This is a genomic window from Methanobacterium sp. (genome assembly GCA_016222945.1).
Taxonomy (GTDB): Archaea; Methanobacteriota; Methanobacteria; order Methanobacteriales; family Methanobacteriaceae; genus Methanobacterium_D.
The window spans coordinates 463,414-484,935 of the sequence record JACRPY010000002.1 but is presented as its reverse complement, the minus strand read 5'-3'; the positions used below and the strand labels follow the sequence as shown (position 1 = coordinate 484,935).

Annotated in this window: 23 protein-coding genes and 2 tRNA genes; 17 read left to right on the top strand and 8 right to left on the bottom strand. The window is 31.5% G+C overall.

The window, feature by feature from the left end; translation table 11 throughout:
* The first annotated feature begins 8 nt into the window (after positions 1–8).
* The 4 genes from HZC47_02635 to cofG all read left to right on the top strand — a co-directional run bounded on the left by HZC47_02635 (position 9) and on the right by cofG (position 3,503).
* Entirely contained in the window at positions 9–689 is a 681-nt protein-coding gene (locus tag HZC47_02635; GenBank protein MBI5679776.1) for a DUF2100 domain-containing protein, read from the top strand.
* 265 nt (positions 690–954) lie between these two features.
* On the top strand, positions 955–1,917 hold the full coding sequence (locus HZC47_02630; GenBank protein ID MBI5679775.1) for a GTP cyclohydrolase I FolE2: 963 nt from the start codon (positions 955–957) through the stop codon (positions 1,915–1,917).
* 27 nt (positions 1,918–1,944) lie between these two features.
* Positions 1,945–2,376, top strand: a complete 432-nt coding sequence (locus tag HZC47_02625; GenBank protein MBI5679774.1) for a DUF2120 family protein — start codon at positions 1,945–1,947, stop codon at positions 2,374–2,376.
* Between the two features lie 47 nt (positions 2,377–2,423).
* Positions 2,424–3,503, top strand: a complete 1,080-nt coding sequence (gene cofG, locus HZC47_02620) for a 7,8-didemethyl-8-hydroxy-5-deazariboflavin synthase subunit CofG (protein ID MBI5679773.1) — start codon at positions 2,424–2,426, stop codon at positions 3,501–3,503.
* 154 nt (positions 3,504–3,657) lie between these two features.
* Here cofG and HZC47_02615 read toward each other — a convergent pair whose 3' ends face one another.
* Positions 3,658–3,915, bottom strand: a complete 258-nt coding sequence (locus tag HZC47_02615) for a hypothetical protein (GenBank protein ID MBI5679772.1) — start codon at positions 3,913–3,915, stop codon at positions 3,658–3,660.
* Between the two features lie 135 nt (positions 3,916–4,050).
* Between HZC47_02615 and HZC47_02610 the strand changes: the two genes are divergently transcribed.
* From HZC47_02610 to HZC47_02575, 8 genes are all read left to right on the top strand, one after another.
* Positions 4,051–4,509: a GNAT family N-acetyltransferase gene (locus HZC47_02610; GenBank protein MBI5679771.1), complete on the top strand. Its 459-nt coding sequence runs from the start codon at positions 4,051–4,053 to the stop codon at positions 4,507–4,509.
* Between the two features lie 29 nt (positions 4,510–4,538).
* On the top strand, positions 4,539–5,264 hold the full coding sequence (locus tag HZC47_02605; GenBank protein ID MBI5679770.1) for a class I SAM-dependent methyltransferase: 726 nt from the start codon (positions 4,539–4,541) through the stop codon (positions 5,262–5,264).
* An 18-nt stretch (positions 5,265–5,282) separates the two neighbouring features.
* Positions 5,283–6,110, top strand: coding sequence for an NAD(P)-binding domain-containing protein (locus tag HZC47_02600; GenBank protein ID MBI5679769.1), 828 nt, complete (start codon positions 5,283–5,285; stop codon positions 6,108–6,110).
* Positions 6,111–6,303: 193 nt separating this feature from the next.
* Positions 6,304–6,759 (top strand): Hsp20/alpha crystallin family protein, encoded by a 456-nt coding sequence (locus tag HZC47_02595; protein MBI5679768.1) that lies wholly within the window; start codon positions 6,304–6,306, stop codon positions 6,757–6,759.
* A 216-nt stretch (positions 6,760–6,975) separates the two neighbouring features.
* Positions 6,976–7,464 carry an Hsp20/alpha crystallin family protein gene (locus HZC47_02590; protein MBI5679767.1) on the top strand — a complete coding sequence of 163 codons (489 nt, stop codon included), beginning with the start codon at positions 6,976–6,978 and terminating at the stop codon, positions 7,462–7,464.
* A 233-nt stretch (positions 7,465–7,697) separates the two neighbouring features.
* A tRNA-Cys gene (locus HZC47_02585) sits at positions 7,698–7,769 on the top strand.
* Positions 7,770–7,794: 25 nt separating this feature from the next.
* A tRNA-Trp gene (locus tag HZC47_02580) sits at positions 7,795–7,941 on the top strand.
* 35 nt (positions 7,942–7,976) lie between these two features.
* Positions 7,977–8,597: an MBL fold metallo-hydrolase gene (locus tag HZC47_02575; protein MBI5679766.1), complete on the top strand. Its 621-nt coding sequence runs from the start codon at positions 7,977–7,979 to the stop codon at positions 8,595–8,597.
* Between the two features lie 65 nt (positions 8,598–8,662).
* On the opposite strand, the gene HZC47_02570 is transcribed toward HZC47_02575, so the two are convergent.
* The 5 genes from HZC47_02570 to HZC47_02550 all read right to left on the bottom strand — a co-directional run bounded on the left by HZC47_02570 (position 8,663) and on the right by HZC47_02550 (position 13,755).
* The gene (locus tag HZC47_02570) at positions 8,663–9,655 is read right to left on the bottom strand and encodes a metal-dependent hydrolase (protein ID MBI5679765.1); all 993 of its coding nucleotides are present in this window, start codon (positions 9,653–9,655) and stop codon (positions 8,663–8,665) included.
* 24 nt (positions 9,656–9,679) lie between these two features.
* Positions 9,680–10,330, bottom strand: a complete 651-nt coding sequence (locus HZC47_02565; protein MBI5679764.1) for a TrkA family potassium uptake protein — start codon at positions 10,328–10,330, stop codon at positions 9,680–9,682.
* Between the two features lie 146 nt (positions 10,331–10,476).
* Entirely contained in the window at positions 10,477–11,913 is a 1,437-nt protein-coding gene (locus HZC47_02560; protein ID MBI5679763.1) for a TrkH family potassium uptake protein, read from the bottom strand.
* A gap of 201 nt (positions 11,914–12,114) precedes the next feature.
* Positions 12,115–12,885 (bottom strand): slipin family protein, encoded by a 771-nt coding sequence (locus HZC47_02555; GenBank protein MBI5679762.1) that lies wholly within the window; start codon positions 12,883–12,885, stop codon positions 12,115–12,117.
* A 597-nt stretch (positions 12,886–13,482) separates the two neighbouring features.
* Positions 13,483–13,755, bottom strand: a complete 273-nt coding sequence (locus tag HZC47_02550; protein ID MBI5679761.1) for a TRAM domain-containing protein — start codon at positions 13,753–13,755, stop codon at positions 13,483–13,485.
* Between the two features lie 98 nt (positions 13,756–13,853).
* Between HZC47_02550 and HZC47_02545 the strand changes: the two genes are divergently transcribed.
* The 4 genes from HZC47_02545 to HZC47_02530 all read left to right on the top strand — a co-directional run bounded on the left by HZC47_02545 (position 13,854) and on the right by HZC47_02530 (position 17,655).
* The gene (locus tag HZC47_02545) at positions 13,854–14,336 is read left to right on the top strand and encodes a metallophosphoesterase (protein ID MBI5679760.1); all 483 of its coding nucleotides are present in this window, start codon (positions 13,854–13,856) and stop codon (positions 14,334–14,336) included.
* Between the two features lie 77 nt (positions 14,337–14,413).
* Complete coding sequence (locus HZC47_02540; protein ID MBI5679759.1) at positions 14,414–15,430, top strand: UPF0104 family protein; 1,017 nt, start codon at positions 14,414–14,416, stop codon at positions 15,428–15,430.
* A gap of 286 nt (positions 15,431–15,716) precedes the next feature.
* On the top strand, positions 15,717–16,610 hold the full coding sequence (fhcD, locus tag HZC47_02535) for a formylmethanofuran--tetrahydromethanopterin N-formyltransferase (GenBank protein MBI5679758.1): 894 nt from the start codon (positions 15,717–15,719) through the stop codon (positions 16,608–16,610).
* Positions 16,611–16,935: 325 nt separating this feature from the next.
* On the top strand, positions 16,936–17,655 hold the full coding sequence (locus tag HZC47_02530; protein ID MBI5679757.1) for a hypothetical protein: 720 nt from the start codon (positions 16,936–16,938) through the stop codon (positions 17,653–17,655).
* 86 nt (positions 17,656–17,741) lie between these two features.
* Here the strand turns inward: HZC47_02530 and HZC47_02525 are convergent, their stop codons facing one another.
* Positions 17,742–19,622 carry an NAD-binding protein gene (locus HZC47_02525; GenBank protein ID MBI5679756.1) on the bottom strand — a complete coding sequence of 627 codons (1,881 nt, stop codon included), beginning with the start codon at positions 19,620–19,622 and terminating at the stop codon, positions 17,742–17,744.
* A 133-nt stretch (positions 19,623–19,755) separates the two neighbouring features.
* Between HZC47_02525 and HZC47_02520 the strand changes: the two genes are divergently transcribed.
* Positions 19,756–21,228, top strand: a complete 1,473-nt coding sequence (locus HZC47_02520; GenBank protein ID MBI5679755.1) for an NAD(P)H-hydrate dehydratase — start codon at positions 19,756–19,758, stop codon at positions 21,226–21,228.
* Here the strand turns inward: HZC47_02520 and HZC47_02515 are convergent.
* Positions 21,221–21,484, bottom strand: coding sequence for a pro-sigmaK processing inhibitor BofA family protein (locus HZC47_02515; GenBank protein ID MBI5679754.1), 264 nt, complete (start codon positions 21,482–21,484; stop codon positions 21,221–21,223). The two genes, HZC47_02520 and HZC47_02515, sit on opposite strands and share 8 nt — an antisense overlap.
* Positions 21,485–21,522: the final 38 nt, after the last annotated feature.

Here is a 21,522-nt window from a genome sequence, read left to right as displayed (position 1 = left end):
GATATTATATGGAAAAATTAAGACTTCATCAAGCTCAAAAACTAATAGAAGAAGCAGGTAAATCAAGAATAGCTGCAGAAAAGTTTAAAACTCCAAAAAAAGGAAAAATCAACACAGAAATTTTTGGAGAAATAATGAATGAACTTATTGAAGCTGAAGAATTCATTTACTCCAGCAGACCATCCCATACACTCAACGATGCTGATGCAAAACTGTTTTGTGATAAAATTTTAAGTTTAAGAGCTAAATTAGACCTTATTTTAGCGGATTTTGGAGTTATTGAAAAAGAAAGCATAGAAGAAGAAATTAAAAAGTTATCTGAAGGTCTTTTAATTTTAACAAGTAAAAACAGCTTTAAAAAAGTATTTTCAAAATTTGGTGTTGACACCCAAAGGATAGTGGTGGCAGGAGTGCCACTTGAAATTGAAGATATGAAGATTTTAAATCCTAAAATTCCAGAGGCCGCACTTGGAGGAATTTCTAAGAAAATAGAGCATGTTAAAAATGATATAAATCGGAAAATAGATGGATTTAATTTAAATAAGATTTTAGTGATTGTTGAAGCCGATAAAGCAGGTGAAGTTCTAGGGAATCGAGCCAAAGAACTTTATAATGCTGAAATTATTTTTCTGGAAAATTTAAAGGATTTAACAGCTGATGAGTTTAAAGATATAATAAACAAACCCTAATTTTTTTAAATTAAACAGATGAAATATCCAGGATTATTAAACTGTTTTTTTTGAACCAACAGAATATTTATTTTTATTTTAAATTAATATTGATTTAAATAAAGATTTAATGGATTTATAATTACCTTTATATCAGTTGACCCTTATTAAAATTAATATATAATTAAAAATTTATAAAAAAGGAATTTGCTAAAACAGCAAAATTGAGTATTTACCTAACTATTTAAATTCTAAGGCCAAATATTATCTAATCGGGGTGAAAAGTTTGTCTATCAAATGTTTTCCAGATACACAAGATAAAATACCAACAATTCCAGTGCATCTTACAAGAGTAGGTGTTAGCGGGGTTAAAAAGCTTCTAAAAATTGAACGAGAAGAAAAAAGACCCATAGTTCTCTTGCCAACCTTTGATGCCTTTGTGGATCTTCCAAGTAAACAGCGCGGAATCCACATGTCAAGAAATCCAGAAGCAATAAGCGACGTACTTGAAGAAGTAGTAGGAGGTTCAGCTGTTGAAATAGAATCACTTTGCGCTGAAATAGTAAACCGTTTGCTTAAAAAGCATAAATATGCTAGAAGGGCCGAAGTAAGTATGAAAAGCGATCTTATGGTTGTTAAAAGATCACCTGTTACTGATTTAAAGACCCAGGAAATGACTAACATCATGGCAGACGCTACAGGCTTTAGAGACGGTGACGAAATAATTATAAGGAAAATGATTGGTGCAGAAGTCATAGGGATGACTGCCTGTCCTTGTGCACAGGAATCTGTGCGTGAAACATCCAGAGAAAATCTTCTTGAATTTTTAGATGAAGAAACTACAGAAAAAGTGCTGGATTCTGTTTCACTTGCCTCCCATAATCAGCGAGGACGTGGAATGATTATGATAGAAGTCCCACATCAAGAATTGATACGTGTAGAGCAATTAATAAAGATTATAGAAGAATCAATGAGCTCTTCTGTCTGTGAATTATTAAAAAGACCTGATGAAAACGCTATTGTTGTTCAAGCCCATAAAAATCCTATGTTTGTTGAAGATTGTGTTAGAAATATGGTACAGAAGATTGTAAATGAATTTAAACACTTCCCTGATGATACGCTTGTAACTGTAAGACAGGTGAATGAAGAGAGCATACATCGACATAATGCCTTTGCAGAGAAAGTAGCCACCTTAGGTGAACTTAAATATGAAATAGAAGGCATAGAAGAGATGAATAACGAGCAATAATACAAAAGACGGAGAGGATAATCAGTGATGCAGACACATAAAATTGCAGGTCAGATAATGGGTGATTTAGAATCATTTCATGGTTCAAAACCTGCAATAGATGCAGATAACATTCTTATTGTAAGAGGAATGTCCAGAAAACAGTTTGATAAATCAATGGACGAAGTTCTTCTTGATGTTTTAAACAGCCTAAAAGCTCAAAAAATAGATACTTTCTCCAAAGAAGGTGGAGATATTATAGGGATCATAGATGAAAGGATAAGAGCAAATATCACCATCCAAAGTGAAACTGATGTTTCCGGCATTCATCGTATGAAAGACTCCCTAGAAGCCATGAATTGTGACGTGGAATATATCCTGGGGCTTTTAGATAATATAGGAATTTTTATTGTTACATGGGTTGAAAAAGGCGGAATTGGACCTCGATTTGTTGAAGTTGTTGTTTCAAACCTCGAATGAATCCAAACCCTAATTTTTAATTTTATAATTCAATATGGAAGATAATAATGGAAATAAATTCAAAAGAAGATATAATATCTCTTTTAAACGTTAAAAATGACGATATAATATCTTTAATCTCTGCTGCAGGATCAAAAAGGAATACTAAAACTATTACATATTCCAAAAATGTTTTTTTACCCCTCACCAATATTTGCAGGAACGAATGTGGATATTGCACTTTCAAAAAGACACCTGGCGATGAAACAGCAAGAATTTTAATGAATTACAATGAAATATTCGATATTTTAAATAAAGCAGATGAATATAAATGTAAGGAAGCTCTTTTTACCTTTGGAGAACGTCCTGAAGAAACTGAAGATGTAAAAATAGCCCTTGGAAAGTTAGGTTACAATAGCATGGTAGAATACCTTTATTTTATCTGTGATGAAACCCTTAAAAATACAGGCCTTTTACCCCACAGCAACCCTGGAATAATTAAAAAGAAAGAATTGAAATTACTAAAAGAAGTAAACGCTTCTATGGGGTTAATGCTTGAAACTACAAGTAAACGACTTATGGAAACAATTGTTCATGAGAAAAGCCCAGGTAAAGATCCTGATTTAAGGATAAAAACCATTGAAGATGCTGGAAAACTAAAAATTCCATTTACAACAGGATTACTTATAGGGATAGGTGAAACTATTGAAGAACGTGCTGAATCTCTTCTTGAAATTAAACGGTTGAATGATAAATATGGCCATATTCAAGAGATTATAATCCAAAATTTCAAGCCAAAACATGGAATTCCAATGGAAACCTGGCCTGAACCATCTATAATTGAAATGATGAAGATGGTTGCAGTAACTAAGCTTTTATTCCCCGATATAGGCGTTCAAATCCCTCCAAATTTGAATAAAGAAACAGCACAGGTGTTTTTACTTGCAGGGGCTGATGATTGGGGTGGAGTTTCACCACTTACCCAAGATTATGTTAATCCTGAAGCACCATGGCCAGAATTAGATGATTTAAAAAATAAAACTGAAGAAATGGGATTATACTTAGATGAAAGACTTCCTGTGTACCCTAATTTCATAAATTCAGAATTTTTAAGTGATAAACTCATGGATAAAATCAAATCCTTTTAAAACTTTTAATTACATTGATGTTTAATCCCACATTATATATAATTAAGCATGTTATAGCTTTTATTAATACATTCAAGTGTTATAATTAAATTAAATAGCAAATAAAGTAAAATACTGACCCTCTTTCAATTCAGGGATGAATTTACTTATACAATCATTTTTTGAAAGCAACCATATACAATTTGTATATAACTATCAAATAAGCAAAACCTCTAATTATCACTAAACCAGCTTCCGAACTTGCATATCCAAGAATAACTGCAAGATGTGAAATACCAAAGAGGCCAAAAGCCGCACCTATATAAAGAGGGAATGTATTATCCATCTTTTTATATCCTGCATACCCCAAAATTACTATTATTATACAAAAAATAAGGTTAACAATAGTTACAGGATCATACGCTGTTGCCATGTTACATCACCTATTAAATAGTTATAATAAACTATATATAAATTTTTTTAAATATAAAGACCTGTAACATTCTATTAAATAAAATATATCCTTAAAAAAGAAAAATACTATTAAAATCAAACTATACTGATTAAAATGAATATTAAAAGAGCTAAATTATCTGATTTAGATGAAATACTCACCCTACAAAAAATAGCCTATAAAAGCGAGGCAGATATTTATAACAACTATTCCATACCTCCTCTCACTCAAACTCTGGATGAAATAAAAGATGAATTTAAGACCAGTATATTCCTAAAAGTAGTTGAAAATGGGAAAATAATTGGCTCTGTAAGAGCCGTTTTAATTAAGGATACAACATGTTACATAGGAAGGCTAATTATAGATCCTGATTTTCAAAATCAGGGTATTGGAACAAGATTGATGGATAAAATAGAAAAAATTTTCCATGAATGCGAGAGATATGAACTAATTACAGGCCATATGAGCGAGAAAAACATTAAATTGTACGAAAAACTTGGATACAGAATATTTAAAACTGAAAAATTAACAAAAAATTTAAATTTAGTTTATTTAGAAAAAATAAACAGATAAATCCGATAATCAATAATGGAAGTCTAAAAATGAGTAAATTTGAAGATTCAGAATGGAAAAAAATGGAATCTGCACAGGAATTCATTGAAAATGCTGATTTTTATATTTTAGAAAGAAAAAGATTATTTGAAATAATGAAATCTTTATATACTCACTTTTTAAAGGACAATACTAAAAATAAATTAATTAAAACCCTTGATATTGGATGTGGGGATGGAATATTAACCCAAGAACTCTTAAAAGTGGATAAAAACTTAGAAGGGACTTTAATTGACGGATCAGATGAAATGCTTAAAAACGCGAAGAAACGTCTCAAATCATATCCTACACTAAAATATATTCAAACAACATTTCAAGAATTAGTTAAAAATGATTTAACAGTAAAATTTGATTTTATTGTTTCTTCATTAGCTATCCATCATTTATCAATGGACCAAAAAGAATCACTGTTTAAATATATTTACAATCATCTTAATGATAAAGGATTTTTTTTAAATATAGACACTATTAAAGCGTCTTCTACTGATTTAGAGGAATGGTACCTTACTCTTTGGAAAGAGTGGATAACTGAAAAGGAAATTGAAAATGAAATTTCTGAAAGTTTCCAGCATATACCTACCCAATATAAAAATAATCCAGATAATCATCCCGATACTTTAAAAAAACAGCTAAATTCATTGGAATCAATTGGATTTAAAAATGTAGACTGTTATTATAAGTATGGAATTTTCTCCATTTACGGCGGACAGAAATAAATAAAAAGGAGCAAATTTATGGCAAAAATTGGATTTATAGGTTATGGTAGCATGGGAAGCATGATAATAACTGGTTTTTTATCTTCAAATGCTTTAAAGCCTGATGAAATTATTATTTCAAATAGAACAAAGAGTAAACTTTATAATATTAAAAAAGAATACCCTGAAATTGAAATAGCAGAGAATAACCTATTTTTAGCTGATGAATGTGAAAAGATATTCATTTTTGTAGGCACAAACGCAGTTAAAGAAGTAATTGAAGATATACATACGAAGATTTCAGATAAAGCCCATATTATCTATATTGCTGCAGCTTTAACCATAGAAAACGTAGAAAGTGTTTTTCAAGGGAAAATTTCAAAAGTTATCCCTAATTTAACTTCTGAAGTTAGTGAAGGAGTTTCTTTAATCTGCCACAATGAAAAAGTGAATGAAATAGAAGCAGAATTTGTAAATAAGCTCTTTAATTCAATTAGCACAGTAAAAATAATTGAAGAAGACGATTTTGAGGTTGGATCCGATTTAACAAGCTGTGCTCCTGCATTTATCGCTGAAATTTTCATGGAATTTGCTGAAGCCAGTGTTAAAAATAGTAATTTCAATCAAGAAGATGCCAATGATATGGTTATAAAAACACTTTATGGTACTGCAAAACTGCTTCATGATAAAAATATGAGTTTTGAAGAACTTATTTCAAGAGTAGCCACAAAAGGCGGAATTACAGAAGATGGCATTAAAGTTTTAGAAAATAAATTACCTGGAACCTTTGATGAACTTTTTAAAACGACTTTAGATAAACACGAGCAGATTAAAAGTGAATTAAATTGTCAATATAACAAAAATTAAGGATATTATACATTAAATCAGTTTAAATCATCTTATTCTTATATCATTCTCCTTTTTTAATTTAAATTCAATTTTTAGCAGGAATTGGTAAAATTTAAGCTTTATTAATCTTAAAACTGTTTGCAAATTTATAGAAAAGTTTATATATTTGTTAATAAAACATTATGACGACTCAAGTTACGAGGCTGAAAAAATGAATAGAAGAAATAATAGAAAAAGGACTATTTTAGATAGAAAAGGTTTAGTTGAGAAGATGCTGGAAGAAACAGCAAAAACAATTGACGACATCAAATACGACATTGAAAAATCAATTATCGACTACACATTTGTACCGGGAAAAGATATCATTGAAACTGATGAAGACATAATTGTACGTGTAGACCTGCCAGGCATCAAAAAAGAGGATATTGAACTTAAACTAACTGAATCAAACCTTAAAATTAAAGCTAATTTTGATATAACACAGGAGATCGAGCAAGGAAGCTATATAACATTTCATGATAGAAAATCAGGCGTTATTAGAAGATCTGTAAGATTCCCTAAGAAAGTAATGCCAGAAGAATCTAAAGCTACATTTGAAAACGGTGTTTTAACAGTTGAAGCTCCAAAAGTGGAAAAAACTGAAAGTTTCACTTTAGAAATCAAATAAAAAAAAACCCCATATATCTCTTCTTTAGGCGTTTTAATTCTAACAATGTTAGAATGAGATTTTTATGACCTAAATAAGAAATAACGTGTTTTATAATCCATCGAAAGATGAACTAACTTAAAAGTTTAATGAAAAGGATTAGGAGCTAATAAAATGTCGTATTCAAAACATGCAGCTAAAAAATCATTTAAATCCACAATAGAAACAGGTTTAGAAATGTTTGGTGATGTTATCGAGACCGTAATAACTGATAGCAGAGGCCATAAAAGAAAAAAAACTATTTTAGATGATGAAGGATTAATTGAAAAGATTCTAAAAGATATCGCAACTACAGCAGATTGTGTAAAAAATAATATTGAAAAATCAATTATTGATTATACCACTGCACCCCAAAAACATGTAGTAGAAACAGATGAAGATGTAATTGTGTACTTGGATCTTCCTGGCGTTCAAAAAGAGGATATCAAACTGAAAATTAGTGAATCAGAGCTTAAAATTAAAGCTAATTTTGATATAACACATGAAATTGAACAGGAAAACGGTGTATTTACACATGATGAAAAATCAGGTGTTTTTAAAATATCTGTGCAGTTTCCAAGTAAAATAGTATCTGAAGAATCTGAAGCCACCTTCCAAGACAGTGTTTTAACAGTTAAAGCTCCAAAAGTGGAAAAAACAGAAAGTTTTACTGTTGAAATCAAATAAAAAAAGATTGATATATTGATTATGTCTATGGGTGGGTGGGAAATTCTTTTTAAATATGTGAGAATTGTTACGTGTCGCCTCCATTAACGATATGTATTTAAAATATCTAATGTAACTGATTCTCCAGGTAAAAAGACATAATCTTTATTTTAAAACAAAATTTAATTAAAAAATATTCACTCCGTAAGGTTTAAATACCAAGAATATATAACTTAACTAATGAGCTATGGTATGCCAAGGTAGCTTAGAGGCGAAGCGGTGGACTGCAGATCCATTACACGGGAGTTCAAATCTCTCCCTTGGCTTTAAATCATTTTAAGTTATTATTTAGGGGTCATAGTGTAATCAGGCTATCATCTGGGACTCCAGTTGTCTTTGAAGAAATGCGCGCTCTGAGGTTTAGTACCCAATGATGATCAATTGGAGTACTGAGACAAGAGAAATCCTAGGATCTGGGTTCAAATCCCGGTGACCCCACTACACAACCTTTTTTTTATAATTTTGGTGGAAAAATGAAAAAATTCCATAATATAACGATGATTGAAGGTATTGGATTTGATTCTAACATTTATGTCTTTGACGATGTCATAGTTGACACTGGAACTGGTCAAAACATTGAATATGTGCTTAATTCAATAAAAGAAGCTGGTTTTAATATTTCTGAAGATATTAAACGAATTGTAAATACTCATTGTCATTTTGACCATACTGGTGGGAACCATTTTTTCAATGCAAAGATTGCAATTCACCAAGCAGATGCTCCAGCTCTTGAAAATGGAGATATTAATACAACTGCTGCTTATATGTTTGGAAAACCTATTGAACCCATGAAAGTTGATTTTCACCTGAAAGAAGGTGATAAAATAAATGATTTTGAGGTTATCCATACTCCTGGACACACAGCTGGTGGAATATGTCTTTATGATGGTGAAACATTGATATCTGGAGACACTGTTTTTGCTGAAGGTGGTTTCGGAAGATTTGATATTGGTGGAGACATAAAAATGCTTAAAACATCCTTAGAAAAGCTATCAAACTTAGATGTGGAATATTTACTTCCAGGACACGGTCCTGCTGTAGATAATGGTTCTGAACACATTAATTTATCTAATAGAAATATTAAACAATTTTAACCATTTAAGGATAATAATTCGGTTTTGAATTTATTTTATAAAATAAAGAATTAAATTGTTATTATTTATCGAATGAAAACATTGATGTTATTATTGTGGTATCCTGTATCAATAACATCGAAATATGTTAATTTCCAGACATTTCCATCATAGCTGGCATTTATACACTGATAATATGCATCCCATCTAAAATTTTGAACTTCAGGAAGATTATCTGCTTTATTAATAGCTTTTTGAGCCGACTGAACACTGCCTCCATTTACTGTGAGGCTTTGAACTGTTTTTTCATTTGATTTTTCTTTATTTATGGTGTTATAACTGAATGAGTAGTAAGTGCTGTTTTTAGCATTGCTTTCAACGATTGTCCATGTGAACATGTCCATTGTAGGATATGCTGCAGAATATGTGAAATTTTCGCTTACAGGATTTTCAGCAAGGGCATTAGACTTTTCATATGCCCTTATACCTCCAAAAGAGATTAAAATAATCATGAATATCGCCATTGCAACTTCCCTCGAAAATCTTAGATTTTCGGGGCCCCAAACACGTTTGTGTTTGAGGGTTTTATACTTCTCATCCGACGTTAAATAAAGAACAACTAAAACTATGAGTGCAATAACCGCTGTTGTAATATCTATATAGTAATAGATTTCGGCACTGAATCTTTCAAGTGTAAATGGATAAAAAAGAGGTATTCCTCTTGATGTTAAAAAATCAAGGAATAAATGAGTAAGTGCACCAAAATAAGCTATTCCCACTGTTTTTAAGGTGAATTCCACCGATATATCACGGCGAATTATTTTTCCTATAAATGAATTTATCTGCTTTCTGGAAATTATGTATAAAAAGAGGGTTGAGGCAACGGCTGCAAAAACGAAAGAATGTGTTATTCCTCTATGTGAAAAAACAAATAGAAAAGGTACTAAAAATCCGATCCATGCCACAAAAATAGTGTCAAAGTCAGGTGCAATTCCACCAAAAGCTCCTTCAAGTTTATTTTTACTTTTTAGGGCAAATAAAATAATAAATGGAACCAGAAAATGAGTGAAAAAATCCATGGTATCCTAAAAAACTCCATAATCTTATTTTGTGCACATTTTAACTATATCTTTAACAGATTCGGTTTTAACAAGAATTGATACCTTATCATCCTCATTTAAAACCATCTCTTCACGAGGGATAGTTATTTCACCGTTTTTATACACTGCAACAATTATATAATTATCTGTAGGGCTAATGTCACCTACTGTTTTACCAATGATCTTTTTATTCTTCACTGTAATGTCCAGTATTTCAGCATCGCCTTTTCCAATAACTATTAGGTCTGCTACCTTTGGTCTGGTTATTATTTTTTCAAGATAACCTGCTGCTGTTAGTTCTGGACTTATAACATCGTCTATGCCTACTTTTTTAAATGCTTCTTCGTGATCAGGGTTACTGAGCCTTGCAATAATCTTTGGAATTTCAAATTGCTTAACCAGTATACAAGATAACAGATTAGCTTCATCATTCCCTGTAGCTGCCACAAAAACATTTGCATCAGCCACATTAGCCTCTTCAAGTGTTTTAGTGTCTGTACCATTTCCACAAATCACCAATGCATCCAGTTCAGCTGCTGCATTGCCACATAAGCTATCATCATTTTCAATAAGGGTGACATCATGTCCCCTACTCACTAAATTTGATGCAAGATTCAGTCCAACTCTCCCTGCACCCATTATAACTACATACATCCTTTACACCTTTAGAAATTTTAAATTAAACCTTTGATTTCAGAATTATATATTAAATTAAATTTATTTTAAATATTTAGTCTAATTATTTAAATCATTGACTTTCAAATATTTCGTGTCATACTATAAAAAGATATCAATATAAATTAAAATCTTTTAAATACTCCTATTGATGCCCTCAAAAGAACAAGTATAGGAATAATTTCCAATCTTCCAATCCACATATTAAATATAAGGAATGCTTGAGGAATTTGAGGCATTGTAGAAGATGTAATACCCATTGTAAGGCCTACGTTTCCTTGGGCTGAGCATATTTCATATAAAGAGTTTAAAGCATCGTAGCCATATTGAACAAAGACAAGCCAGCTTATGAAAATGAAAACAAAATAAATAAATACATAAGAACCTGCTTCTCTAATCTCTACATCAGAAACTGGTTTTCCAGATATTTTTTTAGGTATAACTGAACCTGCAGGAGCTATTATCCTTAAAATCTCCCAGTAAACACCTTTTACGAGTGTAACTATTCGAATAAGCTTTAAAGCACCAGAAGTAGAACCTGCAGCCATTCCAATCACCATACACGCTGCAAGAATTATTTTAGCGTAGTCAGGCCAGGCAATCATAGTACTTACCGAAGGAATACTTGAACCTGTACATGAAAGTGCAGAAACAACGTTAAAAACCGCTTCTATTGGAACAAATTTCGCATTTACCATTAAAAGCACTGAAAAAATAAAAATTATAATTAAAGATGCCTGAAACTGAATATCATTGATGGCACTTTTAGCTTTACCTTTTAATACATTATAATGAACAACAAAGCTTGTACCTCCTATAAACATTAGCATTATGGTTATAATATAAATTATATTGCTTCCATAAGCTCCTATGTTGCCATTTTTAATGGACATTCCCCCAGTTGATAAATTGGTAAAAGTATTGTTTATAGCGTCAAAAAGGGGCATTCCAGCAATAACATATAAAACAATCCCTAAAACGGTGTAAAAAATGTAAATCCACCATATGGTCTTTACAGTTCCAAGAATACTGGGTTTTATTTTTTCTTCCCTTGCTTCAGACTTATATAATCTTGCTGCTGCAGTTCCTGGCCTAATAAGTATTCCAATTACCACAATAACAACACCAAGTCCTCCAATCCATTGTTCAATACTTCTTAAAAATAGAACTGATTTAGGAAGTATTTCCACATTTGCAAATATGGTAAGTCCGCTTCCAGTCCATGCAGACATGCTTTCAAAATAAGCATTTAAAAAATTAATATTTGTAGCTTGCATCAAAATAAGGCTTCCAATTAAAGCGGCCCAGAGCCATGCAATGGAAGCAATCATCATACCGTGTTTAAGTCCCATTCTTCCGCCATTATCTGCAAAATATTCTCTTAAAATAAAGCCTAATATAATGGAAAATCCTGACGGAATTAAGAAAGATATATAATTATTTTCATTGTAAATTAATGCAACTAATATTGGTATTAAAGTAACTACACCAATACCTATCATTATTAAGCCAAGTTGCTCTGATATTATAAAAAAATCTTTTTTTCTAAGTTGACCTATCATTATATCGTAATGATAATCAATCAAACATATAAATTTAATCCTTAAAAATAATCGACTGATTTTATGTCTATTCCTACTTATTCAATATTTCTTGTTAAATTAGCCTAATTTATGCTCAATTAAACTAAAAGACAGAGTTTCCAACAATTATTTGGCATTTCCAAGTAAAATAAAATAAAAAAAGAAGAGTAAGTTAAATTATTACTTTACCATCTCTTCTGAACTTATAAACTCTTTAATATCTTTGATTGTTGACATAAACTGGGCTGGGAAAATTATGGTAGAGTTTTTCTCACTTGCTATCTCATTTAGCACCTGCAAATTCCTTAATTGAAGAGCAACTGGATGTGCTTCTATTATATCTGCAGCTTCTCCCAGTTTTGCTGCTGATAAAAATTCACCTTCAGAAGCGATGATTTTAGCTCTTTTCTCCCTTTCTGCCTCTGCTTGTTTAGCCATTGACCTTCTCATTGATTCTGGCAAATTAATATCCTTAATTTCCACCGCTGTAACCTGTATTCCCCATGGTTCGCTGTGTATATCGATTATTTCCTTGATTTTCTCATTAATCTTTGAAGTTGAGGATAAAACGTCATCTAAAAGGAATTGCCCTATAACGTTTCTCATGGTGGTTTGTGCAATTTGATTTACAGCCCTATTATAATTTTCAATTGCTACAACAGCATCGTAGGGTTTAACTACTTTGAAATATGCAACAGCAGCTACATCAATTGAAACATTGTCCTGAGTTATTATTTTCTGTGATTGAATAGGCATGGTAACAATTCTAAATGAAACCTTAACCATTCTATCTACTAAAGGTATAATGAGGCGAAGCCCTGGTTCTTTTATTCCGATAACCTTTCCAAGGCGGAATACAACTCCTCTCTCGTATTGGTTCACTATTCTTATTGAAAGACCTAAAATAATTAAAATTATAATTCCTAATATGAAAAGTGTCACTATATCCATTTTTTAACCTCCAAAATCATTGATTTTGTGGTTCAGGAACGAAGTTCCTCAACCTCCAAAAAATTTCCTATTTTTGGTGTATCAAAATCTAATATTTAGAAAAATGTTATACATTTTTCTATCCCAAAAATCCATCCATGGATTTATTGAAGATTTTGATTAACTCCATTATTTCAAATTCAGTTCTATTCCATAGTATCATATGTAAAAACTAACTATTAAAATATTATTACTAAATTTAATGTAAATTAAATACCCTCAATTAAAAGTAGAATAAAAAAAGAGTTATAATTGTATTTTAACGGTTGTAAAAATTACTATAAGTATCTATACATGTACTAACCGCTTTTTAAAGCTAAAAATAGATAATCACTAAAATTTATATATAAAATTAGATTAAAAGTTAAATATTCATTCCTTAAGCAAAATAAGCTGATTAGGTCACTTGGATAAAAAAAATATAAAAAAATAAAGTTAAGTAAGTTAAAATATACTTTTTAAGATTAAATATAAAAATTTAACCAGTTGAAAAAAGGTTAAGATTCGTGAAAATAATTATTTTCAAGAAACTTATTTAATTTAATTCAAAATTTAAGTTTATTCAACTATATCCGCAAAACCGAAGTTTCTTCTTGTTGAATTAATTTTAATTTTAACTTCATCGCCAAGTTTTGCGCCTGAAACAAAGACTACAAACCCTTCAACTCTTGCGATTCCGTCGCCATCTCTTCCAACATCTTCAATTTTAACATCGTATTCATCGCCTACGTTAATAGGTGCTGATGGTCCTCTATCTGAGAAGTTATCTCTTCCGTAATTATTTCTAAACAATTCATCACATCCTAATTTAGCCAAAAATTGGCTTAGCATATTGTTTAATTTGAGACTATATAAAGGTATGTTATCTACTGAACATGAAATTTTTAGCCATTAAAATTTTATTAAGTCCCAAAACATATTATATTGACATGATTGGAATAATGGCAGATTCGCATGATAATCTGGATGCAATTAGAATGGCTGTTGATTTCTTCAATAAATCCAATGTATCCCTTGTAATACACGCTGGAGATTTAGTGTCTCCATTTACTGCTAAAGAGTTTAAAGAGCTTAATTGTGAATTTAAAGCTGTTTTTGGGAACAATGATGGTGAAAAAGAAGGTTTAAGAAAAAATTTCAAAGATCTATTTTACCTTGATAGTTTCATAGAATTTGAAGTCCAAAAAAAGAAATTTGCAGTTAATCATGGTACAAAAGAAGCCATTGTCGATGCATTAGTTAAAAGTAGGAAATATGATGTGGTAATACGGGGACATACACACAAATTAGAAATAAAAAAAGATGAAGCCCTTCTGATCAATCCCGGAGAAACATGCGGCTATTTATCAGGACAAAAAACTGTGGTTCTGCTTGATCCTAACGATTTAAGTTACAAAACAGTTTTTCTATAACTAATTTTTACTTACTATTAAAATTAAACATAACTCCAAATCCTTGTACTAAAAATAAACTTAAAAAAGGCATAATAATGAAACATAAAGCTTTAATTCTATTATTCATAGGAATTGGAATTTTAATTGGCATGATTCTATTTATAGGGCCTGGAAACATAGAAAATGCCATTAAACTTGCTAATCCATTATATCTTGCACTTGCAGTACTGATTCAATTTGTAATTTATGGTCTTTGGACCGAAAGATGGGCAATAACAGTGAAATCTGTGGATATTTCCATTAAAAAAAGGCATCTTTTTCCAATGCTCATGGTGGGATTAGCTGTAAATAACCTTACCCCTAGTGCAAGAGGAGGAGGAGAACCTATAAGAGGTTATATTTTAAGTAAATATTCGAGAACATCATTTGAAAAGTCATTTGCTACTGTAATTGCTGATCGTGGGCTGGATACATTTCCTTTTATGGTTCTTGCCATTATAACCATAATTTCAGCGGTTTTATATTTTAATTTGCCTAACTTAATTATTTACATACTCATTTTTGCAGTGATATTTTTGCTGATAATCTTTTTTATTGCAATCTATATGTCTTTTAATCTTGAATTTGGACGTAAAGTCTCTTTATGGATTGTAAAAATAATTAAAAGATTTTCCAAAAAAGAACATGCATCATTAGAAAAAAAAGCAATTGATGCCATTCATGGATTCCAAAAAAGTATGCGTACAATGGTCAACGATAAAAAAGTCTTGATGTATGGCCTTCCTTTATCCTTTTTAATCTGGATTTTAGAGATATTGCGAGTTTATGTTGTGTTTTCAGCCTTTGGAGTGGATGTTTCACTAATAGTAATAGCTGAAATTTTTATAATTTCTACAATGATTGGAATGATTCCACTTATTCCTGGAGGATTAGGATCTATAGATGGTGTTATGATCATCCTTTTTTCTGCTGCAGGTATTCCCCCATCTATAAGTGCTGCGGCAACGATCGTGGAAAGGTTAATTTCCTTTTGGATGACTTCAATAATAGGTACAGCTTTATTACCTTACTTTGGAACAAGTGTAATGGATAAAATTACAAAAAAGATGTGAAAAACCTTTATATAAAATAAAACCCCCTATTTTCTTATTTTAACATTCCACTAATTATTTATTTGAAAATTATGTGCAATAATCATGTTAAATAAAAATTAAACTGTATTATCAAATGATATGTCGTTAAATCCTTAATAAATAACCATTGAGCCTTATATATTGATTATATACTAATTTTAGACCAAAATAATTCGTTATTTCCTTTATTTTCAATAAATTAATTAAAAATTCAAATAGAAAAATATATAATATCTCTTAAACTACGGTTAATTCGGTGATAATCATGGAAATAAACGGTGTAGAAATAGAAGATACATTTGCAGAAGCATTCGGTATACAAGTTTCAAGAATACTGGTAACTGCAGCAACCAAAAAACTGGCAAAAATAGCAGCAACTGAAGCAACAGGCTATGGAACATCAGTTATCGGCTGCCCTGCAGAAGCTGGAATAGATTGTTACGTTCCTCCAGAAGAAACTCCTGATGGGAGACCTGGATACATCATAATGATCTGTAACATGTCCAAGAAAAAACTTGATCATGAATTATTAGAGCGTGTTGGAATGTGTGTACTCACTGCTGCCACAACCGCAGCTTTCGATGCCCTTGATGATGCTGAAGAAAAATTAAAAATTGGATTTAAGCTAAAATTCTTTGGAGATGGTTTTGAAAAAGAATTAAACATAGATGGAAGAACTGTTTATTCTATTCCTATTATGTCTGGAGACTTTTTAGTTGAAGGAGAATTAGGAATCAAATCTGGAGTAGCTGGCGGAAACTTCCTTGTCATGAGCGAAAGCCAATCATCAGCTTTAATAGCTGCAGAAGCTGCAATTGACGCTATAAAATCAGTTCCAAACGTAATAACACCTTTCCCTGGTGGAGTAGTAGCTTCAGGTTCCAAAGTTGGATCAAACAAGTACAAATTCTTAGGTGCTTCCACCAACGAGAAAATGTGTGTTACTCTTAAGGACGTAGTTGAAGATAGCGAGATTCCAGCTGATGTAAACGGTGTATATGAGATTGTTATCGATGGTGCAACTGAAGAAGCCGTTAAAGAAGCAATGAAAATCGGAATTGAAGCTGCTACCAAAGTTCCTGGTGTTTTAAAGATACGTGCTGTAAACTTTGGTGGAAACCTTGGGGCATACAAAATAAATCTACAGGACCTTTTCTAAGAGCTTGAAAAACCCGAAGGTTTTTAGGATCCCTTAAACGCTTGTTTTCGGGGCAGAGAAACATGTTTTTTGCATGAAAATCTGTGATTTTCATAAGCTTGCAAAACAAAGATTTGTAATGCTTTTAATATTTTTTTTTATTTTTTTTAATTAAATTGTTAAATTATGATACATTTACTTATTGAAGTTTAATACATCTTTAAAGTAAAATATTTAATAACGTTATGCCAATAACAGTATTAAAGAAACTGCAAATATTTTCTAATATGCAATGTATTATATCAATTAAATTTGATAGGGCTTAAAGGAAACATGGAAGGATTTTATGTCATATCTTGTATGTGAAAAGTGTAAAGGATATTACGAGCTTTTAAGAGGGGAATCACCTGAAGATTTTGAAGAATGTGAGTGCGGAGGTAATCTAACCCACGTTGAATCATTGGATATACCCTATAATAAAGAAAGAGTAAAAACAATTATTGAAACATTTAAAAATGAGCCTAAACCTTCAAAAAATCCCAACACGCGGGAACAGAAATTAAGTATAAGTGTAGATTATACTGATGGGTTGAATAGGCTTTTAAATGAAAATAAACCTAAAACTAAAAAAGACACCCCTGTTAAAATACAAAGATCAACATATAAAGAAGTAGCTTCAGTCTTAGAACTTTACAAATTTGATTATATTGACTCTATTGATGATGATACTACCTTAAAGGTCACAGAGATACTTGCAAACGTTGTTAATGAAGGAAAAGGAGTAATAGATGCTACTAACAAAATTACATCTGAAACTTCCCTAACTTATGATGATGCAATGCATATAAGTAAAAATGAAATAAGCAGGATAAAGAACCTTGGAAACTGGTATATACATAAAGAAAAAGGTTACAAATACTTCAAAATATCTAAAGCATTTGATGCTTGTGAAATTTGCCATAAAACATATGATAACATGATGTTTACCATGGAACAGCTGGAAATGCTACCACCATTACATGATCTATGTAAATGTAATGCTATGTTTTATAAAGACACCAAATAACACTTAAATACTCTTAAAAGAGTTTAATCTTCCTTAAATATATATTCACAGCTTGAACACTAAAAAAGATTTATTTTACTCTTAATTTAAGGATTTTCACCTTCAACAATTTTCCATATTTCTTTTTCAGGTAGATTAACCCCTAAAAGTATACCTTCTTTATCCAGAGCATTTTCAATTTTTTTAATCGCTTTAACATCAGGTGCAGCTACTGTATGGGAATGTATCTGTCTTGATATTTTATAAAGTGCTTCAACTGATCTTTTAGCGTCAGGTTTCTTTAGTTCATTTTCACAGTTTACAACATCTTCTTCTGAATTAATATATAATCTTCGAGTCACAATCTGTCTAACACCTGGCAGATAATGTTTTGAATCCAAAACCCGGCCACCATATCTGATTATCACTCTTTTATCATTTAGATTGCTAACGTCATGTTTTAAAAGGAGTTCAATTACCCGCCCATATTCTTTGATTTTAGTTTTTATTTCTTCTTTAGACAAGTTAACACCTAAAAGATATCCTTTATCTTTTAATTCTTTTTCAACATTGGCTAAGCTTTTCGTATCAGGACCTGTAATCCTGTGAGAATGAATTCCTCCTCCTGAAAGAGCATATAATCGTTCTAAAGATTCCATTTTAGCAGAATCGTGTTTCAAGCTTTCTAAAAATTTATTCATATCTTCAACTTTTGATAAGCCAACTTTCCTACGTAATGGTTCATGGAAACGGGGTAAATAGTACTCAATATCTTCTAAAATACATCCATGTTTTAGAATAATCTCGGATTCTTCTTTTATATCTCCTACTGCATGATTTTCAGTAATTTTTATTTCAGGTTTTATAACTACTTCAACAATCCGCCCATATTTCCTTGCAGCCTCTTTAATTTCATCTTCGTTAAGATCAATACCCAAAAGAAATCCTTCTTTTTTAAGTTCTTCTGCAACTTTATTTAAACTCGCCTTATCTGGTCCAGAAATCCAATGGGAGTGAATCCCGCTTACTGATTCGTATATTCTTTCTAATGCCTTTTTTCTTGATGAATCACGCTCTAAACTGCCCATAAACCTGTTTAATTCATCTATTTTAGTTATTCCAATTTTTCTTCCCAGTGGTTCTCTAAATTCAGGTAGATGGTATTCTATATTTTCAAGGGTGCATCCGTATTTTAAGATGATTTCTGCCTCTTTTTTGATATTGGAGACATCGTGCATCATTGTTATTTTCATTATGGTGGGCTCAATAGCAGCAAAATATATGTCCTCTCCACCACTTGTTTCAGGTGATATTACCCTATCTGCCCCTGATCTATAGAGTCGTTTGATATCTTCACGTTTACTGGCCCTTGCAACTATCCATATATTAGGATGCAGTTCTCGTGCAGTTAAAGTTATAAATAGGTTATCCACATCGTCTCCTGTAGTTATTATAACTCCTCTTGCCCTTTCTATTCCTGCATCTTTCAATGTGCGCTCATCTGTTGCATCCCCAGGAATTGCAAGAACATCAGGATCGTCCCATAATTCTTTCTCCACCAATTTTCTGTTTTTTTCAACAATTATTCCAACTTGGTTCCTTTTTTTAAGCTCTCGAAACACTGCCTTCCCCACTCTACCATATCCACATAGTACGAAATGATTTTTGGTTGCGGCCATTTTCTTTTTATATCTGGAACCAGAGGTTATTTCTTCTACAGCCATAGTAACCACCGATATTGTTAAAGTAAATACATAAGCAACTAACCCTACTCCTCCCAAAACAAGTGTAACCGTAAAAAGTTTTTGAGTAGTTGTAACTGGACTGATATCACCATATCCAACAGTAGCTATAGTAATAACAGTATAATAAACAGAATTAACTAAATCAAGGTGCATTATATATAAAGACCCAATTATTCCATATGTTATAAGAGATATTAAAGCTATAAAAGCATATATTAATATGGAATAAGACATAGACGGCATTTTGTTGGATTCGATTACTGGAAGCTTAATTCTTTGGGCCACCAAATCACCTTGATAATAAATAAAATTTTTTAAAGTAAATTAAGGTTATTATTAAATAATTAGTTTTATAAATTATATAAATAGTGGTATTATGACTCCAAAAGACATGATGGCCTTTGATGGTAATGCAGAAGATTTAGGGATTTCTAAGTCAGCACTTATGGAAAATGCAGGTAAATCCGTAGCTGACCATATAATTAACACATTAGACCCGTGCAAAGTCACCATATTTGCAGGAAATGGTGGAAATGGTGGAGATGGGTTTGTTATAGCAAGACATCTTTTAAATAATGGATACAGTGTTGAATTATTGTTTTTAGGTGATCCTTCAAGAATAAAATCTCCTGAAACTCTTCAAAACTGGACTGCAATCGGAAATATAAGTCTAGGGATTAATTTACTTGAAATAAAAATCATTACCGATTCATCTGCACTTAAAGAAGTTGATTCTCCTGTTATTATTGATGCAATGCTCGGAACGGGAATAAAAGGCAAGATTAAGGAACCAATTTCTGAGGCCATAGATTTGATAAATGAATCTAAAAGCATTAAAATTGCTGTTGATGTGCCCAGTGGACTTGATCCTTTAACTGGAGAGGTTCCAGATAAAGCTGTAGAAGCTGATTTCACGTTAACATTCCATAAATTAAAAAATGGACTTAAAAATGCAAAGACCAAATATGTAGGAAACATTATTCTGTATGATATAGGTATTCCTGCCGAAGCTGAAACATTTTTAGGTAAAGGAGACTTATTAAGGCTTAAAAATAGGAATATGGATTCCCATAAAGGTCATAATGGTATAGTTCTTGTTGTTGGCGGAAGTCAAGATTATTCAGGTGCCCCTGCACTTGCGGCGCTTTCTGCATTTAAAGCAGGCGTTGATTTAGTATATGTGGCCTGTCCACAGAGTGTTTCACAAACAATAAGATCATATTCTCCAGATTTAATTGTAAATTCGCTTTCAAATGACTTAATTACTGAAGATGATGTAGATAAAATAGTTGAACTTTCAAAAAAAGCTGATTCAGTTGTAATTGGCTGTGGAATGGGAATAGATAACGAAACAGCCTTAGCTATAAATGAAATCATCAGCGAAATCAAAAACCCAATGATAATAGATGCAGATGGTTTAAAATTAGTATATACTGATATAATTAAAGAAATAAAAAGTGATATAGTGGTTACACCTCATTCAGCAGAATTTAAAGAATTATTTGGTATAGAGATGCCTCCAGAGTTTGAAGATAAAGTAGAGATAGTTACAGATGTCGCCAGTGAACATAAAAGCACCGTTTTACTTAAAGGTGTTATTGATATTATCTCTAATGGCCAAAAAACACGGTTTAACAAAACTGGGAATCCTGGAATGACAGTTGGAGGAACAGGTGATTGTCTTGCAGGATTAACCGGAGCCTTAATGGCTATAGGGCATGATGGATTTGAAGCAGCTTGTCTTGGAGCTTATATTAATGGAAGAGCCGGTGATATGGCCACAGAAAAGTATAAATATCATTTTAAAGCAAGTGACATGATAAAATACATTGATGATGCCTTTAGATAGCCAAATTAATTCCAAATGCCTGGGCTATAAATAGAAGTATAACTCCAAACACTCCCCCAATCCCTGAAACTAATACTGTTAATATATTTATGGGAATATGCACAGTTGGAATGAAATTTACAATTACAAGTAAAATCCAGCCAAAAATAGCATGAACCAGTAATTTTAAAAGGAGTTTACCTATTTTTAGTAGAATTACAACCCCAATTATTGCAAGGATTACCATTACAGCTATACTTATTATACTTAACGCCATTTTATCACAAATCAGTATTGTTTAAACTGTTTAATGTT

What these genes read in the sequence shown, in the direction of transcription:
- HZC47_02610 (MBI5679771.1), top strand. Translation starts at nt 4,051, where the DNA reads ATGAATATTAAAAGAGCTAAATTATCTGATTTAGATGAAATACTCACC.
- HZC47_02555 (MBI5679762.1), bottom strand. Translation starts at nt 12,885, where the DNA reads ATGGATATAGTGACACTTTTCATATTAGGAATTATAATTTTAATTATT.
- HZC47_02560 (MBI5679763.1), bottom strand. Translation starts at nt 11,913, where the DNA reads ATGATAGGTCAACTTAGAAAAAAAGATTTTTTTATAATATCAGAGCAA.
- HZC47_02590 (MBI5679767.1), top strand. Translation starts at nt 6,976, where the DNA reads ATGTTTGGTGATGTTATCGAGACCGTAATAACTGATAGCAGAGGCCAT.
- fhcD (MBI5679758.1), top strand. Translation starts at nt 15,717, where the DNA reads ATGGAAATAAACGGTGTAGAAATAGAAGATACATTTGCAGAAGCATTC.
- HZC47_02625 (MBI5679774.1), top strand. Translation starts at nt 1,945, where the DNA reads ATGCAGACACATAAAATTGCAGGTCAGATAATGGGTGATTTAGAATCA.
- HZC47_02530 (MBI5679757.1), top strand. Translation starts at nt 16,936, where the DNA reads ATGTCATATCTTGTATGTGAAAAGTGTAAAGGATATTACGAGCTTTTA.
- HZC47_02550 (MBI5679761.1), bottom strand. Translation starts at nt 13,755, where the DNA reads ATGCTAAGCCAATTTTTGGCTAAATTAGGATGTGATGAATTGTTTAGA.
- HZC47_02600 (MBI5679769.1), top strand. Translation starts at nt 5,283, where the DNA reads ATGGCAAAAATTGGATTTATAGGTTATGGTAGCATGGGAAGCATGATA.
- HZC47_02565 (MBI5679764.1), bottom strand. Translation starts at nt 10,330, where the DNA reads ATGTATGTAGTTATAATGGGTGCAGGGAGAGTTGGACTGAATCTTGCA.
- HZC47_02540 (MBI5679759.1), top strand. Translation starts at nt 14,414, where the DNA reads ATGAAACATAAAGCTTTAATTCTATTATTCATAGGAATTGGAATTTTA.
- HZC47_02515 (MBI5679754.1), bottom strand. Translation starts at nt 21,484, where the DNA reads ATGGCGTTAAGTATAATAAGTATAGCTGTAATGGTAATCCTTGCAATA.
- HZC47_02525 (MBI5679756.1), bottom strand. Translation starts at nt 19,622, where the DNA reads ATGCCGTCTATGTCTTATTCCATATTAATATATGCTTTTATAGCTTTA.
- HZC47_02635 (MBI5679776.1), top strand. Translation starts at nt 9, where the DNA reads ATGGAAAAATTAAGACTTCATCAAGCTCAAAAACTAATAGAAGAAGCA.
- HZC47_02520 (MBI5679755.1), top strand. Translation starts at nt 19,756, where the DNA reads ATGACTCCAAAAGACATGATGGCCTTTGATGGTAATGCAGAAGATTTA.
- HZC47_02570 (MBI5679765.1), bottom strand. Translation starts at nt 9,655, where the DNA reads ATGGATTTTTTCACTCATTTTCTGGTTCCATTTATTATTTTATTTGCC.
- HZC47_02595 (MBI5679768.1), top strand. Translation starts at nt 6,304, where the DNA reads ATGAATAGAAGAAATAATAGAAAAAGGACTATTTTAGATAGAAAAGGT.
- HZC47_02575 (MBI5679766.1), top strand. Translation starts at nt 7,977, where the DNA reads ATGAAAAAATTCCATAATATAACGATGATTGAAGGTATTGGATTTGAT.
- cofG (MBI5679773.1), top strand. Translation starts at nt 2,424, where the DNA reads ATGGAAATAAATTCAAAAGAAGATATAATATCTCTTTTAAACGTTAAA.
- HZC47_02605 (MBI5679770.1), top strand. Translation starts at nt 4,539, where the DNA reads ATGAGTAAATTTGAAGATTCAGAATGGAAAAAAATGGAATCTGCACAG.
- HZC47_02545 (MBI5679760.1), top strand. Translation starts at nt 13,854, where the DNA reads ATGATTGGAATAATGGCAGATTCGCATGATAATCTGGATGCAATTAGA.
- HZC47_02615 (MBI5679772.1), bottom strand. Translation starts at nt 3,915, where the DNA reads ATGGCAACAGCGTATGATCCTGTAACTATTGTTAACCTTATTTTTTGT.